The sequence below is a fragment of the Marinobacter fonticola genome, assembly GCF_008122265.1.
GTDB lineage: Bacteria > Pseudomonadota > Gammaproteobacteria > Pseudomonadales > Oleiphilaceae > Marinobacter_A > Marinobacter_A fonticola.
On sequence record NZ_CP043042.1, the window covers coordinates 3,664,551 to 3,680,784 of the forward strand.

Below are 16,234 nucleotides of genomic sequence, written 5' to 3' on the forward strand. Positions count from 1 at the left end.
AAGAGAATCGAGGAATCAAGGCAGCACCCTCAGGGCAGGTAGTGGCGGCGGGTCCAGCCTCGCATCTCGTCGAGCCGTCTCAGACGGTGCGCGGCCTCGTCCAGCGTCGGGCGGATAGGGCTTCCAGCCGTCAGCATGTCGGCGAAACGCCGGGTCATCAGATCCCAGAAGCGCTTCATCTCAGGTATGTTGGGCATCATTTCGCCCTTGCTGGCCGACAGGAAAGTATGCTCGATAAAGGGATCGTCACTGAGATCGCGAACCAATCCCAGGTGGGCCACCGCGCCCAGAGGTTTGTCGTCGTTGACGGTCGCGAGACCGTCTTTGGTCAGCAGGTAATCTTCCAGGAAGCGTTTTGCCATCACCTTGTTCGGCGTTGCCGAACTTATTCCCGCCGCCAGAACACCGACAAAGGGTTTACCGGGATGCTCCGGTTCCACCGCCGGCACGTCGGCGATACCGATATCGATACCCGCCTCGCGCAATTCGCTCCAGGCCCAGGGACCGTTGATGATCATGGCGGTATCGCCTGCCTTGAATGAGGTCATCATGCTGCCGTAGTCGGTGCCCTTATCCAGAGCCCCTTGCTCCAGTAGCCGGCGAATGGCCACCGTGGCTTCGACCGAACCATCCGTCGCCACGCCGACATCCGTCAGGTCATAGACACCATCGGTCTTGCCAAAACTGTAACCACCGGCACCGGCGAGAATCGGCCAGGAGAAATAGACATTCTTGTAATCCCAGGCCAGCGCGTGCTTGCCGTCCTTACGCAGCTCCCGGTCCAGTACCAACACATCGTCCATGGTCGCAGGCGGCGTGCTGACCAGAGCGCGGTTGTAGATCAAGCTGACCACCTCCGTTGCGATGGGATAACCGTAGACTTTGTCGCCCACAGTCACGGCCTGCCAAGCGAATGGCGCGAGCGCTTCCCGTACCGAAGCCGAGGGTTCGACGGGTTCCAGCAGGCCTTCGTTGATCCAGGAGCCGAAGCGGTCATGGGGCCAGATAATGATGTCCGGCGCCTGGCTGGTGTAGCCGGAGTGATCGAACTTGCCCGTCAGGTCATCCGGCGTTTCCACCACCACCGGTACGCCGGTGTCCCCCTCGAAGCGTCGCCCGACCTCGGCCAGGCCGTTGAATCCCTTGTCGTGATTGATCCAGATATGCAGCGTACCGGCCTCGAAGGCGAGTACCTGGCTGCCTGGAAGAGCGAGAAGAAAAGCAGTAAAGAGTGTTTGGAGAATTGATGTGATCCGCATGACTGACTCCACCGTTTGTGGCCGGCGTGCCGTCTCACCGAAAGCGGACGGGCGGCAGCGGTGGGCTGGAGCCTGAAGCCGGAGAAACAGTCGCCGCGGACATACTTAAGCAACTCTTTGAGTATGCCCTTGTTGTTATTGTGTCGAGTGGGCGCACCGGGAGTGCGCCGAGATTCAGTCTATGGCAGCGGGCTGTTGGGACGGGTCATTCTAGGGGTAGGTTTCTGAGGATGAGTATTCCGGCGTAGAAGGGAGGCTCCAGGGCGCCCCACTACCACCCCTCGGTGGGCACACCATGTTGTTCGAGGTAGTCGCCGTGTTCTTCCAGATAGTTTTCGATACCGACTTTGTAGGGAGAGACATCTTTGTCGACTTCGTTTGCCTGCAGACGAGCGACTTCGATTTCATTGCCGATCTGATTTTTGATCCACAAAACAATCGTACCGCCAGGAGCCAACCCTATGGTCAGCATGTCCCGCGGTCGTTGGAAGGAACCCAAACTGGTTGTATATGTAGCGGGCTGACGCATCTTTTCGAGTAGACCATCTGGCAATGAAAACAGGCGTTGATACGTTTTTTGTTCGGCGAAAGAAAACCATTCTATGCCGATGTAATCCGGAAACGGCTCGAGTGAACCTCCTGAGCCCCTCGGTCCATTAGGACCTTTCCAGCAACACTCAACCATCCCAATGGGCATTCGCCAGTGCCTCACTCCAGATGCCTCAAGTTCAAAGTGCCTCACCCACACACTGTAGTGCTTGGGGGCAGCCACACCGACATACCAAGTTGAATCATTCTCGGGTGTGGAAGCACATCCAGATATGAGCCCGCCGACCAGGATTAACAGGAAAAAACCCAGGCTTCTCATGCTTCTGCACCCCTCATATTGAAATGAATTATCCGTTTCCGATCTTTCGCAGGACGGAAGGGCGAAAGGCTATCGAACGGAACTTCAATCGCGATAAATGTGTCCCACGCCAGGAATTCTGCAAGATTGTAGTGGTCGGAACGATGTGTGTAGCGTTGTTTAATGAGAGCCCGATCACCAGCAGAAATCTCCAGTGCATCATTACCTTGACTTACTTCTTCAAACCATTTTTTGTAGATGGGATCCAAATCTTTAGGCAAGTCGTCATCAAATGTTGCTGTGCTAATCGCATTGATCGGCACACCCGCAGTCTCAGCCAACGAGTGCATAAGTTTCAAACTGATCCGGGAATAATCTCCGCGCACTTCGCGCTTCATCCTCAGGGATAAATCGACCCGACCGTAAGGTGTGGGGTGTTTATCCACGGCTTTTTGAATCTCCACTATAGGTGGCTCGCCTGGCGGTAAATTCAGGCTATAGTCTCCAATCCAGCCTTCGGATTCAGCGACCTGTTTAAGAGTCGCCAAGTTGTCCCATTCCAGTGTTTGCTCGGGCCATTCTGTGCGACTGTCATCCAGCGTCAGTACTGGGCTGAGCAACAGATCTTCGGTCTGGCTATCTTGGTAGCCCCCGCCAATGTCAGAGTGCGCGCCGGGTAATTCGATTTCACGGAAGTTGGTCGGCAAACTGCCGTCCGGGTTTTGCAGACTATTGAGAGCGAAGTTCGCACGGCGTTCATCGAGGGCAGTGAGATGGACAGCGGTTTGTACCTTTACCGGGTCAAGGTACAGATTGACCGGGGCATTGCGAGCGTTACCGGCGGCGAAATCACCCTCCGCGATATTAACGATGCCGGCGACGGTATCGAACAGGCCAACGAAGCGAATATTCACCTCCGAAGGCCATCGAATGCCGTAACCTGCCAGCGAGCGCCCCAGTTCACCATTCGACCCACGCCCAATCTCGAATGCAGCATGGCGCGCCGCTGCTGCGCCTCGGCTGAAGCCAAACAAGTCCAACGTCAAACAATCGATGGCAGCACCGCCGGCCGCATCTGCGGCCAGCTTAGCCAACTCTGAAAAAGCTTTCTTGACCTGCGCGATTACACCGGTTTCACCAAGGCCGGTAGCCATGCCCGCCAATGAATCGCTACCGCCTGTTTTCGAACCCGGTCCAGGTACGTATACACGAAAGGAACGAGTGGTTACGTCCCTACTTTCAAGTTCCCTTTCCACATATAGGTCTCGCAGCTTGGCAATATTGCTCTCCGCATTCGCATAGCTCGCCCCCAACAACAACGCTAGCCGCCGCTCACACTCAGCATCGTCAATCTCACCATTACGCCGCGGTGCCAGACATTCCTCTTCCACCTGCTGCCGATATATCTCGACGTTGCCGGCGTTATTCAGGGTCCCATCGGTGAATAGACCCACCTCCAAGTAAATGGCCTTCGGCGTGTCCGCTTTCGCCTGCGACGACTGGTCTTCATTGCCGGTGGCTGCGGAAACGGGAATTGGCGCGACGCTGGCCATTTCGCCAATCGGCGTACTGAGCTGGCTACGGGCCTCCTGCTGAGCCAGGTACCGCTCGTCAGCCCGGCGTTCGCGCAGGTCCATATCGAAGCCACTGACAGTCAGTTGGCCCACGGCGCCAGGCCCGGATATTTCGATAGCCTCAGGCGTGATCGCCCATTCATTGAGTCGGGCAACCTGACTTTTCAAATGGCTCAGACCGATGGGATCCCATTGTATGAAGCGCCAGTGTCCACCATCGGATGCGTCGGCCGTCGTCTCCCACACCACCAGCGGCGAAAAAGGCTTACCGTCGGAAATGCCGTAGACCAGAAAAAATTCGCCTCTTTCAAGGCATCGTCTTAGCTTATCGCGGTCGATTCCTCCCCGGCAGCCGATCCCGGAACCTGAAAACGGATTAAGAAGGTTACGTATCTTGGCTTCGAAGAAGGTATCCGAACCCAACTGGGATTCGACTCTGGACACAGCAAAAAAGGGGGATTCAATACGGGGCAGGTCGCGGAGCTTAAGCTCTCGACTCGTTTTAACGTCCATGTAGGCAGTCCTTTGCAATCTAACGGATGACAACGAGCGACCTTGACTCATCCTGAGTACGCCGCCCGTTGTCATGGCAATGTAATGAATGGCCGGAGCCAATGCAATCCCGAGGGCTGATCGTTGACACTCAGCACTTTGGAACCTCTACCGTTACTTACGGGCCAACGCTGCAAGACTCAAGACGGAGGGTTAAGCGACCCAGCGCTCCAGGGTTCCGTTTTTCATGCCCTCCAGATTCTGGGCAGTCAGTTGCACCATTCGCTGACGAGCCTCCTTACTGGCCCAAGCGCAGTGCGGGGTCACGATCAAATTGGGAATATCCGAGGATAGCAGCACATTGCCGTTCGCCGGGGGCTCTTCGGTAAGCACATCGAAGCCCGCCCCACCGATCCGGCCTTTACGCAAGGCGTCGGCCAGAGCCTTCTCGTCTACGAGACCGCCACGGCTGGTGTTGATGAGCAATGCGTGCTTCTGCATTTTCGACAGAGCTTCTGCGTCGATAAGGTTATGGGTTTCCGAAGTAAGCAGGCAATGCAACGACAACACATCCACCTGCGGCAGGAGTTCTTCAAGCGGAATACGTGGATAGCCATCAACCTCCCCCGGCTCCTGCCCCGGACGGGCAGCGACCAGAATCTTCATCCCGAAGGCTTTGGCCAACTCCACCAAGCCCTGCCCCAGATCCCCGTAGCCGACAATGCCCAGCGTACGGCCGTTCAGCTCTATGATCGGGTGGTCCATCAAGCAGAATTGGGAGCTTTGCTCCCAGCAGCCGGCGGTCACGTCCTGATGGTAGTCAATCAGCCGGGTCGCCAGTGCAAGGATCAGCATCATGGCGTGCTGGGAAACCGTTGTCCGGCCGTAGCGGATAGCGTTGACCACGCGAATACCGGCTTCTTTCGCCGCGTCCAGGTCGATGTTGTTGGTGCCGGTGGCGGTGACGACGATGCGTTTGATATCCGGGTTAGCCGAGAAATGCTCTTTACCCAGCACCACCTTATTGACGATCACCGTATCGAAGCCGGCGATACGCCCCTGCACCTGCTCGGCGGTGGTGCGGTCGTGCAGAACCAATTCATCGACGACGGATCGAATCGGTTGTAGATCGACGTCGTGTCCCAACGTGGAGGCATCGAGGAATACGGCTTTCATCTTGGGCATCCTTTGCTGCAAGCATCAGTGATTCCAACAGCTTACACCCTCTTAGCCCACTGATCACACTGACAAAAATGAAAGGAACTGCACTCGTTTGCAGGTAGCCGAGTTGATCTGAATCGCTGGCGCACGCTTACACTGGTACCTTTCAGGGTCCATACTTTAAGGATATTCAGGCGCGAAAAGAGGTCCAGACGATGGAACACGAATTCTGGCACACCCGCTGGAAGAAGCAGGAAATTGGCTTCCACGAAGGTACGGTGAATCGCTACCTCCACGAGCACTGGCCGGAGATGGTGCAAACCGGCAACGAGGCCGTTCTGGTTCCCCTGTGCGGCAAGGCCAAGGACATGTGGTGGCTGTACGACCGCGGCCATCCGGTGCTGGGCATCGAGTTGAGCCCTATCGCTTGCAAGGATTTCTTCGAAGAAGCCGAAGCCAAGGCCCGGGTCCAACCCAGCCAGCCTTTCATCCGCTACATCCATGACGAACTACAGCTGTGGTGCGGCGATTTCTTTCAGCTGGTGCCGGACGATCTCAACCACATAAGACTCGTTTACGACCGCGCAGCCTTGATCGCCCTGCCGCCGGATATGCGGCGCGAGTACGTTGGACACCTGACAGCCGTCCTGCCCGATCAAGCGCGCATTCTCCTGATCACGCTGGATTACGATAGCGGGGAAATGAAGGGCCCCCCGTTCAATGTGAGCGATGAAGAGGTCCACCAGCTTTACGGCGACGACTTCGACATCGAGCATGTCCTGACGAACCCGCTGGAAAAAGATCATCCGTTTGCCAAGCGCAAGGGGCTGACAAACGGCGTCGAAAGCGTGTTCAAGCTAACCCGGAAGGGCTAGGAGGGCTAGAAGCGCTAACGATTGCCGAGCACCTGATCTAACAACTGGGCGGTATGTAGTGCCGTTCGGCCGCTGCCGTGACGGATCTGCTCGCGGCAGCTGAAGCCGTCGGAAATCACATAGGTCTCGTTCGATGTGTTTCGCAGCGAAGGCAGCATCGCCGACTCCGCGATCCGCATCGAGACCGGGTACTTTTCCGCATCGAAACCGAACGCGCCGGCCATGCCGCAGCAGCCGTTATCCGGCAGGCTCACCTCAAGTCCCATACGCTCCAGCAAGGTTTGGGTTCCCGCCATGCCAGCGCCCGATTTCTGATGGCAATGCCCATGGACCCATGCCTGACCTTCGACTCGGGGAAATTCCAGGTCCTCCCGCTGCGCCAGAAAATCCGCCAGCAGCCAGCTGTTCCCGGCAAGCCAGCGAGCCCGGCGATCATCTGGGAAAAAGTTCAGTAGTTCATCGCGAAAGGTACTCATGCAGGACGGCTCCAATCCCACCAGCGGAATGCCCGCCTCGATTGCCTGCGTCAGGGTGTCCAGCACCTGCTTCAGTCGCCAGCGGGCACGCTCGAGCATGCCGTGATCGTACAATGGCCTACCGCAACAAACCGGGCGCCCCGGCAGTTGCACCTCGAAGCCCAGCCGGTCCAGAACACGTGACGCCGCCCTGAGAGCATCGGATTGCAGGAAATTGTTGAAGGTATCCGGCCAAAGCACCACAGCCGGGCGGTTGCCCGACGGGGTACCCGTGCGATAATGCCGCGTAAACGGCTGACTGGAGAACTGCGGCAGGGCTCGCTCCGCTGTCATGCCGGTTAGGCTGCGGGCCAGCGCAGCAGCCCCGGGCAGCTTTGTCAGCCCATTGAAGAGTTTCGGCGCGCGCCCGGCAATCCGTGACCATTCGTGGATCAGACCCAGAGTCCACGCCTGACGCGGACGACGATGGTGCGCGTAATAGTGGGCCATAAACTCGGCCTTGTAGGTGGCCATATCCACCTGCACCGGGCACTCCTGGCTACAGGCCTTGCAGGCCAGGCACAGGTCCAGCGCCTCATGCACCGCGTCGTTGTTCCATACGCCTTCGAGCGTGTCGCCCTGCAGCATCTCGAACAGCAACCGCGCCCGCCCCCGGGTCGAGTGCTTCTCCTCCATTGTTCCCCGGTAACTCGGGCACATGGTGCCGCCCGCATAGCTGCGGCATTTGCCCACGCCCACACACCGGTGCGCCGCCTGGGAAAAGCTGCCCTGGTCTTTGTGGAAACTAAAGTGCAGCGGCTGCGGTTCGATGGGATCGTGGTCCGGCCCGGTCCGCAGGTGATCGACGATGCGGTACGGGTCGATTAACTTGTGGGGGTTCAACCGCCCGTTGGGATCCCAGATTTCCTTGAACCGGCGAAAAGCCTCCATCAGTTCGGGGCCGAACATCCGTGGCCACAGTTCCGCCCGGGCCTGACCGTCGCCATGTTCGCCGGACAGCGAACCGCCATACGCGACGACCAGATCGGCCGCTTCGTCGAGAAAGCGCCGCCACTTGGCCACGCCCTCATGACTGGACAAGTCGAATGTCATACGTCCGTGGATACAGCCGTCGCCAAAATGGCCATAAAGCGAGGCGCGATAGCCGTACTCGTCGAGTAGCTTGCGGAAGTCTCGAAGGTAGTCGCCCACCCTGGCCGGATCGACAGCGGCATCTTCCCAACCCGGGTAGCTTTCGTCTTCACCTGGCAAGGCATTCGTAGCTGCCGAGCCACTCTTGCGCACCGACCAGACCAGATTCGCTTCCTTTGGATCGGTGTAGAGCCGGCTATCGATGCAGCGGCCGCGCTGGCTGTCGATCGCTTTCTGGGCGGCGCTAGTCGCTTCCTCGACCGTATTCCCGCCAAACTCCGACAGAATCCAGCCATTGCCCTCCGGCAAGCCTTCAATCGCCTTCAGGCCCCAGCCTTTTTTGCGCATATCTCCGACAATACGTTCGTCGAGGCCTTCCACGGAGAGCGGGCCAGTTTCCAGGATCGCCGGCGCTTCGTCGCCGGCCTGACAGATATCCTCGTAGCCCAATACGACAAGCACCCGGTGTGGCGGGCTATCCACCAGCTTTGCCCGCGCCGATAGGGTAATCGCGCAAGTGCCTTCGCTGCCGACGAGCGCGCGAGCCACGTTGAAGCCGTTCTCCGGTAGCAGGGCGTCCAGGTTATAGCCCGACACGCGGCGGCGAATGCCGGGAAAGCCTTGGCGGATGTGATCGGCATAACGGTCCCGCAGGTGTCGCAGGCCGGCATAGATTTCGCCCTTGCGGCCGCCGGAGCGGATGATGGCCTCCAACTCTGCTTCGGATGTGGGGCCGACCGTCATGCGCACGCCGTCATAAGTGAGAATGTCCAGCGACTCGATGTTGTCCTCGGTCTTACCGGCCATCACTGAATGGGCACCGCAGGAGTTATTACCGATCATGCCGCCCAGGGTGCACTGGGTGTGCGTCGAGGGATCCGGGCCGAAGGTCAGGCCGTGCTCTTCCGCGGCATCCCGCAGCACATCGCAGACCACGCCGGGTTCGACCACAGCGGTGCGGTGTGAAGGATCGACCTCAAGCACGCGGTTCATGTATTTGGAGGTATCGAGAATGACCGCTGCGTTGCAGGTCTGGCCGGCGAGGCTGGTACCTGCGCCACGCATCAGGATGGGCGCGTCGAACCTGCGGGCCAGGGCAACGGCTGCTTCAATGTCTCTCGCGTGGCGGGGAATCACAATGCCCGTCGGCACTTGGCGGTAGTTGGACGCATCGGTGGCGTAGAGCGCACGCGAGCCCATTTCGAAGCGGACCTCTCCCTCGATGGCCTCGCGCAACTGGTTTATCAGTTGATCGATGTCGCTTGCGTTAGGCTCCGCCGTCGCCGTCCCATGCTTCATGCGCAACTCCCTGCTCCGCGTGCTCGATAGGTCTTGTCTTTACCACCATTGTGTACAGCTTGTATCACAGGGTATGGCCAATAAAAACTCCAAGCAGTGACCACACGCTCATCGCACGACTGAGCCTCAACCCAGAAGTAGCTGACGCGTATGAGACGATCATAGCCAGCCCTCCGCTCTAACCCCCCGCGGCAACTGTAATACTTCTGTAACAACTACTTAGGTTAGATATATACGTTAAGAGGGTTTAACCCAACCGTAGGGCAAAACGTCTTCCCATCAGCTCAGCAAGTTTGCTTTACTTTTTTATAAAGACCGTGACCTGCACTCAACTCATCGAAAAAGGGATATCCATGCCCTCTCTGCCCCGTATTCGCGTTCCCGCACTAGCCCCTCTCTTGCGTCAGGCCTTGGGACAGGTCAGACAAGTCACCGAACACGGGCCCTGGCTCCTGATCGAGCTACGTGACAAAGCGGGTGAGGATTCGAAGCTGCTGGAGAGTCTGGAATCGGCTTTGGCCCGCGCAGGTGGTTGCAAGCTGGCGCGTTATATCCCCGAATTCGAACGCTTGGTCGTGCTTCGCGATGATGAAGACAGCTTCGATAGGCAAGACGCCTTAGCCATCATCGAAAAGCAGGAACGCCGCCACGGTTGGGCTCACCGTTTTTACGCCACGAAGACGCAATTCCCCGGCGAACACGCGGCCCGGTACCGCACCCTGCTGGAAATGGGCCTGGATATCGCCGGTTTTGGTGGTGGTCTGCTCGTGCGCCGCGTCAGCACCCGTGGCCACCGGTTTTTTACCGATGTGCTCGCGCTGTCCATTCTGGCCGAGAATACGCCGGAGATTCGTCAACCCATCGAGCATATTCTGGGCGGTGAAGAGAACACCGACCTGGCCCTGCGCTTTGTCAACGTGATCAGCGAATCCTTCAGCCAAGGGGGCATGGGCTCGCTGGTCGACCTGGTTCACCGGACGCAGGACTGGCAAGCCTCCCAAGAGCGCCAGCAAAGCTGGGAGCGCCTGCGCGACCGCTGTTTCGATCACATCGAACACGACGCATCGCCACGATTCGAGCCCCTTGAGCGCGCATGCCCTGTACCCGCGGGACTGATCGAGCAGCATCAGAGCGCTTCGGAGAAGTGGTCGTTGGCCGCCTTCAGCACCGGTATGGCCTTCACCCATAACCTGACCCAATCGATGTCCACCCTGTTGTCCTCGGTGCCCCGTCCGGCGCTACTGGGGCGAAAGTCGTTCTGCGCGACCCTGGTGCGCGACCTGGCCCGGAAAGATACGTTGCTGTTCAACCCCGAAGTACTGCAGTTGCTCGATCGCGTTGACCGTATCGTGCTGGATGCCGATATCGCCCGCACCACGCAACTGACGATCAGCACCCGGTTCCACACCGGACGCATCCGGGTCCCGCTGGAGGTGCTGGATGCTCTGTTGGAACAACCGTCTGTGCAGCACGGCAAACATACCTTCACCTGGCGGGAAGTCCGCAAGGCGTCTGGCCTGACGGAGCGTGTTCGCAAATGGTGGCAGGCCTCGGGCCAGCCCATCGAGAGCCTGCGCCTCGTCCGTCGCAATGGCCGCACCTGCGCCGCCGTGCTGGTTCACGAAGTGGTGGACAAGACGGTGGAATCGATCATGGCCCGCATCCGCAAGCTCGACTTGAAGGTCACCGTTCTTTCCGCCGAGAAAGACGATATCGATGTCGCCGTTCGCAAATACCAGCGCCGCGGCGAAACGTTGATGGCCATCGGCCAGCCCGCACTACTGCGGGGCGCAGATATTGCCGTGGGTATTCTGGGCGAGGAGCGCGGTTGGCCGTTCGGCGCGCATCTGGTCACCGACAACCCGCTAGACACCCTGTGGCGCCTGCTCACCGCGGTGCACCTGGCCAGGACGGTGGCCAAGCAGGGCGTGGAGCTGGCCAAGATCGACGCTTTCAGTGGTTTGATTCTGTCTCTGGAAAAAGTCGACCGGCGCGTGATCTCACGCATCCGCCTGGCCAGCAATCTGGCCAACATCATCAGCGTCGCCAACGGCTACCGGCTTGGACGCAGAGTCAAGGCCATGCCCGAGAATGTCCTGCGGGATTTAACGCCCTGGCACGCCCTGGATACCGACGCTGTTCTGGAGCGGCTTGAGCAACGCGTCGCCGCTAACGGTCATGAGCCAGACGCACAGGACGACCGGGCCGCCATGCGTCTGTGGAAGCTCTGGCTGGAGGAGATGTCCAGCCCGTTGATGCCTGTCCTTTTCTCCGGCGCTGGCCTGGCCGCGCTGACCGGCGCGCTGGGCGACGCGATCATGATTGGTTCGGTGATCAGCCTGAATGGTTTGGTCGGCAGCCTGCAGCGCCGTCGCACCGAGAAACAGCTGGAACAGCTGGCCATGACCACCGAAGAACTGTACAGCGTCGAGCGTGGACAGGAGACGGTGCAGGTCGAGGCCAACCAGCTGCAACCCGGCGACATCATCACTGTGGAATTTGGCGATGTCATTCCCGCGGATGCCCGGCTCCTGGCCGCCAAAGGGCTGGAAATGGATGAGTCATCGCTGACGGGCGAGTCGCTGCCGGTCAAGAAGAATGCCAAGCCCTGCTACAGCACGAATCTGGCAGAGAGAACCTCCATGCTCTACGAGGGAACCAGCGTTGTCCTGGGCACCGGCCAGGCCGTCGTCGTCGCGGTGGGCCCGTCTTCGGAGGCGCGGCGCGCCCATACCATGGTGTCCGAAGCGTCCAGCGGCGTGGAAAAACGGCTGGAGCACCTGTCGGAAATCACCGTGCCGATGGCGGCCTTCTCGGGACTGGCATTGCTGGTATCCGGCCTATCCCGGAATCAGCCGATCCGGGATGTCATCGGGTCCGGCATCAGCATGGCCGTCGCCGCCGTACCCGAGGGCTTGCCGATCATGGCTACTCTGGCACAGCTGGGTTCTGCCGGTCGCCTGAGCCGCCAAGGGGCCCTGGCACGGAACCCCCGGGCCATAGAAGCATTGGGGCGGATGTCCGTGCTCTGCGCCGACAAGACCGGCACGCTTACCGAAGGCCGCCTGGCGCTCAAGTTCGTCGCCATCGATAACGATATCGTCGCCGCCGATGACATGAACGAGCGCGCCCTGGATGTCCTGATGGTCGGCATGCTGGCCAGTCCGGAGGATGCCCTCAACGGCGACGCCGCTCACTTTACCGATCGCGCTCTGGCGACCGCGGCTCTCGACCACCGGGACGAAGTGCAAAAAGACCTGGAGCGCTGGAAACGCATCAAGGATCTACCGTTCAAGTCCGAGCGTGGCTACCATGCGGCGCTTTTCGAACACGATGGCGTCAAGCGTCTGTGCGTTAAGGGCGCGCCGGAAATCCTGCTGGAACGCTGCAACCGCTGGCATCGTCCCGACGGACGGATCGTAAACCTGGATAAAGAAAACCGGGCGCGTCTGACCGAACTCTCCCACTCGCTGGCGAGCCGCGGCTATCGGGTCCTCGCGGTGGCCGAACGGCCAGCGCGCAGCGACACCCTGAACCGGGACAAGGTTAGCCGCCTGGTCTTTCGCGGTTTCCTGGCCCTGGCCGATCCAGTCAGACCCGCCGCCCAGGATGCGGTAGCGAAGCTGATGGCGGCTGGCATCCGGGTTTCCATTATTACCGGCGACCATCCGGTCACTGCTGCAGCCATTGCCGAAGAGCTGGGCATCAACGGTACCGAAAAGGTCGTGACCGGCGCCGACATCGACGCCATGAATGACGATGCCCTCAAAGAGAGCGCCCGCAAGGCCAGTGTATTTGCCCGCGTCACACCGGAACAAAAGGCACGCATCGTCACCGCTTTGCAACACGCCGGCGAAGTAGTGGGAATGACCGGCGATGGCGCCAACGACGCTGCAGCCTTGCGCCTGGCGGAAGTGGGTATCGCCCTCGGCGAGAACTGCTCTGTCGTGGCCCAGCAGGCGGCGGATTTACAAGTGGTGGATGGCCGCATTGAAACCATTGTCAGTGCCGTGCTCGAAGGCCGGGCACTGTGGACCTCGGTACGGGACGCCGTGAGCCTCTTGGTCGGCGGCAACCTGGGTGAAATCGGCTTCACCCTGGTGGCGGGGCTGCTTGAAGGACGCTCACCCCTCAACGCTCGTCAGTTGATCCTGATCAACGTGCTCACCGACACGGTGCCCGCGTTGGCGGTCGCGCTGGGCGAGCCTACGGACTTGCAGGCCAAACAGCTGATGAGTGAAGGTCCGGAAGCGTCGTTGGGGGATGCGCTGACCCGCGAAATCCACTGGCGCTCCGGCCTGACCGGCGGCATCACCACGGCGGTCTGGGCGCTGGATCGTAAACTTTGGGGACCCGAACACGCCTCCACCGTGGCCATGCTGACCTTGATCGGTACCCAACTGAGCCAAACCGTACTGGTCGGCAAGGGATCCCGCCAGGTCAATTTGGCCGCGGCCGGAGCCTTTGCCGGTCTCTGCGCATTGGTGGAAACACCGGGGCTCAACCGCTTCTTCGGTTGTCGCCGCCCCGGCATTACAGGCTGGATGACGGTCGCCGGTTCGCTGGGTGTCTCTTTCGCGGGTGCCTGGTTTCTGCCGAGGCTGCAGGAAACATCGAAGGAAGTTCAATCGGAATGGAGCGGCAAACTACGCCGTTGGCTCACCCGTTCCGAGCGCGAGGAGCAACCACGCCAGGCTGCACTACCCGAAAAAATCGAAGCGGCTCAGTCGTCGTCTTCGCGGTCGTGAGTACGGCGAACTTCGTCCAGCGCGCTGGCGGGAATCAGCGCCTGCTCAACCGCGTGCCGGGCCATACCCATCGTGTCTGACGCCAGCATCAAATCGCTGCCCGCGTCCTTGACCTCGCGGGCGAGTTCGGCGATGGCTTCTTCACGGCGGGAATCATTGCTGACGTCGCGGATATAGATCCCCAGGATGCGGCCCGGATGCTCCTGTAGGACGCGGGTATAGACTTCCGGATCCCGCTGGCCCGAGTCGCCGATCAGGATAAACGGCATATCCTTGTAGAGAGCGAGAATCTGGCGAATGGCGTCGAGCTTGTGGTCCTTCGCGCGCCGCGGCATCAAACTTCCCCGCTTCATGCCCCACTCCCGCAGGATAAGGATCGGCCCGTTGGGAATACGGTGCATGCGAAAAAACTCGACCAAGACCTGGTAGATGCTCCAGGGCGCGCGAGACACATAGAATAGCGGGTTGCCTTGAGCCCCACTGTCGCCGTTATAGAATGCCTGATACAACGCCGACACACCGGGAAAAACCGCCCGGCTTTCCGCGCCCTGGGCGAACAGTCGCCACATCATCTTCATCGTGTTCGCCACACCGGTGTAGACCACCGTGTCGTCGATATCGCTGATTACGCCATAGCGGGCTCGGGACGTAGGCGTGAAAAACTCGCCGGTGGTGGTGGCACGCTCATCCCTGGGATTGACCAAAGACAACTCCATGGAGTGCCAGATCACGTCCGACGGCATGGTGGAGAGGTCCATATGCACCCGGAAGAAGCCATGCCGATCGGTGCGCACGATGGTGTCCGCGTCCTTATAACGCACGCGTACCTGGGCGTCGACAATGGGTTTGCGTAGTAGGCGCCGCAGCAGGTCGATCAAATCCCGGCGCAGCATATCCTCACGTAACCTGGCGCCGAAACCGGGTTGGTGGAAGACCCGTCCCATGAGAAACAACCGGCTCTGGGAGCCAAATCCTCGGTATGCCTGGATAAACAGCCCGCCACGGCCGTTATCACCTTTAACCGGCGCCGCCAGGATATGGAGTCCCTTGCGTAAAGAACGCACGTATTGGCGGTAGCGACGGCGAAGTGACATTGAATCCTCTGTGAAGGCCCGGCTTAACTTGCTGGTGGCAAGACTATTTATTCTGCAAGCCGACACCGTAAAGCTCAATGACAAATGAGGCAATTCCGGCACTAACGGCGCCGCTAGACACGCCTGGATGACATCGCGATGATGTGTCCCGGTTGGGCGACTAGACGTCGTCCATGCTGCGCACCTGGCGGGCCAAACGCATGGATTCGTTTTCCTCCATGTCCAGCAGCTCTTGCACCAGGTCCGACGCTTCGCGTAATTCGGCCTTGCGCAGCAGTGATTTATAGAGCTCCATCAATTCATCGTGGAAGCTGAAAATTTCCCGGGCTATCTCGTCGAAACCCAACTGCGCATAGTGCGTATCGCTCTTACGGCGAGAATCGATAGGCTGGTGGTTGAAGAAATCGTAAAGGCGGGTCTTCAGCACCTTCGGATCGGCCTGCTTTTCAAATTCGGCCGTAATCCGAGCCAGCTCCGACTCGTGCTCGGACAGGTAGGTCAGCAAAGCGCTGGCCCGTTCATTCTCGTTGGTCTCGGCCGAATCCTGCAGCGAGCGCGAGAGGTGGGCATGGAGCTGTCGGGCCCAATCGATGAGATCTTCAAAGGTCTTAATTTCCATTCGCTGGCCTCCTTACCGGATTCAATATTCGCACATCCGACACGTCGCTGACCCTCGCTTGGGATGTCGAACGGGGCCGCTTGCACGGACAGTAAACGCGAAATTCGTTCGACACGCCTCGTCTCGGTCATCCCTTCAAACCGTCGAATGTGCATCGTTCCTTTACTCATACTGTAGTTCTTTGGGGAGAGAGACAACAGAAAACCGAAGAACCTGAACGAAAATTAAAGCGCTAAAAACCCGGGGAGGCGGTCAATCAGGAGACGGCGGTGAATCGGGGCGGATCGATCCGGGTCGACTTACAGCGCGGACATTTGCCGGGCTTACGAGCCTTACGCCGATCCTCGAAGCGATAGCCACAGGCATTGCACGCGGCGGGAATCGTCGCCACGCGCCCGGACTTTTTCAGCTCATCCAGATGCGCATAGATGTCTTTTTCCGTCAGGCGCACCCATTTGGAGAGATCGCTGGCATTGCACTCGACCTCTTCCAGGATGGCAAGAATGTCCTGTCGAATCGTAATCGTACGCTCAGCGGGTACTCTCTCAGGTCCTGTCATAACCAGTTTAGTTCCAGCTATCAACACGTCGTCAAAGCCCGGCACGGCTTATCGCACCGGATGGTCGCACTAGTGTGGACGAACTGGCGCCTTGGCCGGA

10 protein-coding genes are annotated in these 16,234 nt (G+C 59.4%); 2 read left to right on the top strand and 8 right to left on the bottom strand.

Annotation, left to right across the window (positions count from 1 at the left end):
- Positions 1-29 precede the first annotated feature (29 nt).
- The 4 genes from malE to FXO11_RS16360 form a co-directional block, all read right to left on the bottom strand.
- Complete coding sequence (malE, locus tag FXO11_RS16345; protein WP_148864020.1) at positions 30-1,259, bottom strand: maltose/maltodextrin ABC transporter substrate-binding protein MalE; 1,230 nt, start codon at positions 1,257-1,259, stop codon at positions 30-32.
- A 271-nt stretch (positions 1,260-1,530) separates the two neighbouring features.
- Complete coding sequence (locus FXO11_RS16350) at positions 1,531-2,127, bottom strand: DUF2931 family protein (protein ID WP_148864021.1); 597 nt, start codon at positions 2,125-2,127, stop codon at positions 1,531-1,533.
- Positions 2,124-4,193, bottom strand: coding sequence for a T6SS phospholipase effector Tle1-like catalytic domain-containing protein (locus FXO11_RS16355; protein WP_168203189.1), 2,070 nt, complete (start codon positions 4,191-4,193; stop codon positions 2,124-2,126). The genes FXO11_RS16350 and FXO11_RS16355 overlap by 4 nt, the downstream gene beginning before the upstream one ends.
- A gap of 192 nt (positions 4,194-4,385) precedes the next feature.
- Positions 4,386-5,348 carry a D-2-hydroxyacid dehydrogenase gene (locus FXO11_RS16360; protein ID WP_148864023.1) on the bottom strand — a complete coding sequence of 321 codons (963 nt, stop codon included), beginning with the start codon at positions 5,346-5,348 and terminating at the stop codon, positions 4,386-4,388.
- Positions 5,349-5,548: 200 nt separating this feature from the next.
- On the opposite strand from FXO11_RS16360, the gene tmpT reads away from it, so the two are divergent.
- Positions 5,549-6,208: a thiopurine S-methyltransferase gene (tmpT, locus tag FXO11_RS16365; RefSeq protein WP_148864024.1), complete on the top strand. Its 660-nt coding sequence runs from the start codon at positions 5,549-5,551 to the stop codon at positions 6,206-6,208.
- A gap of 14 nt (positions 6,209-6,222) precedes the next feature.
- Here tmpT and FXO11_RS16370 read toward each other — a convergent pair whose 3' ends face one another.
- Positions 6,223-9,114 carry an FAD-binding and (Fe-S)-binding domain-containing protein gene (locus tag FXO11_RS16370; RefSeq protein ID WP_148864025.1) on the bottom strand — a complete coding sequence of 964 codons (2,892 nt, stop codon included), beginning with the start codon at positions 9,112-9,114 and terminating at the stop codon, positions 6,223-6,225.
- A gap of 353 nt (positions 9,115-9,467) precedes the next feature.
- Between FXO11_RS16370 and FXO11_RS16375 the strand changes: the two genes are divergently transcribed.
- The gene (locus FXO11_RS16375; RefSeq protein ID WP_148864026.1) at positions 9,468-13,862 is read left to right on the top strand and encodes a cation-translocating P-type ATPase; all 4,395 of its coding nucleotides are present in this window, start codon (positions 9,468-9,470) and stop codon (positions 13,860-13,862) included.
- Here the strand turns inward: FXO11_RS16375 and FXO11_RS16380 are convergent.
- The 3 genes from FXO11_RS16380 to FXO11_RS16390 all read right to left on the bottom strand — a co-directional run bounded on the left by FXO11_RS16380 (position 13,838) and on the right by FXO11_RS16390 (position 16,134).
- A complete protein-coding gene (locus FXO11_RS16380) occupies positions 13,838-14,956 on the bottom strand; it encodes an App1 family protein (RefSeq protein WP_148864027.1) in 1,119 nt (372 codons plus the stop codon). The two genes, FXO11_RS16375 and FXO11_RS16380, sit on opposite strands and share 25 nt — an antisense overlap.
- Before the next feature lie 160 nt (positions 14,957-15,116).
- On the bottom strand, positions 15,117-15,575 hold the full coding sequence (locus FXO11_RS16385) for an ATPase (RefSeq protein ID WP_148864028.1): 459 nt from the start codon (positions 15,573-15,575) through the stop codon (positions 15,117-15,119).
- A 256-nt stretch (positions 15,576-15,831) separates the two neighbouring features.
- Complete coding sequence (locus FXO11_RS16390; RefSeq protein ID WP_148864029.1) at positions 15,832-16,134, bottom strand: ArsR family transcriptional regulator; 303 nt, start codon at positions 16,132-16,134, stop codon at positions 15,832-15,834.
- Positions 16,135-16,234: the final 100 nt, after the last annotated feature.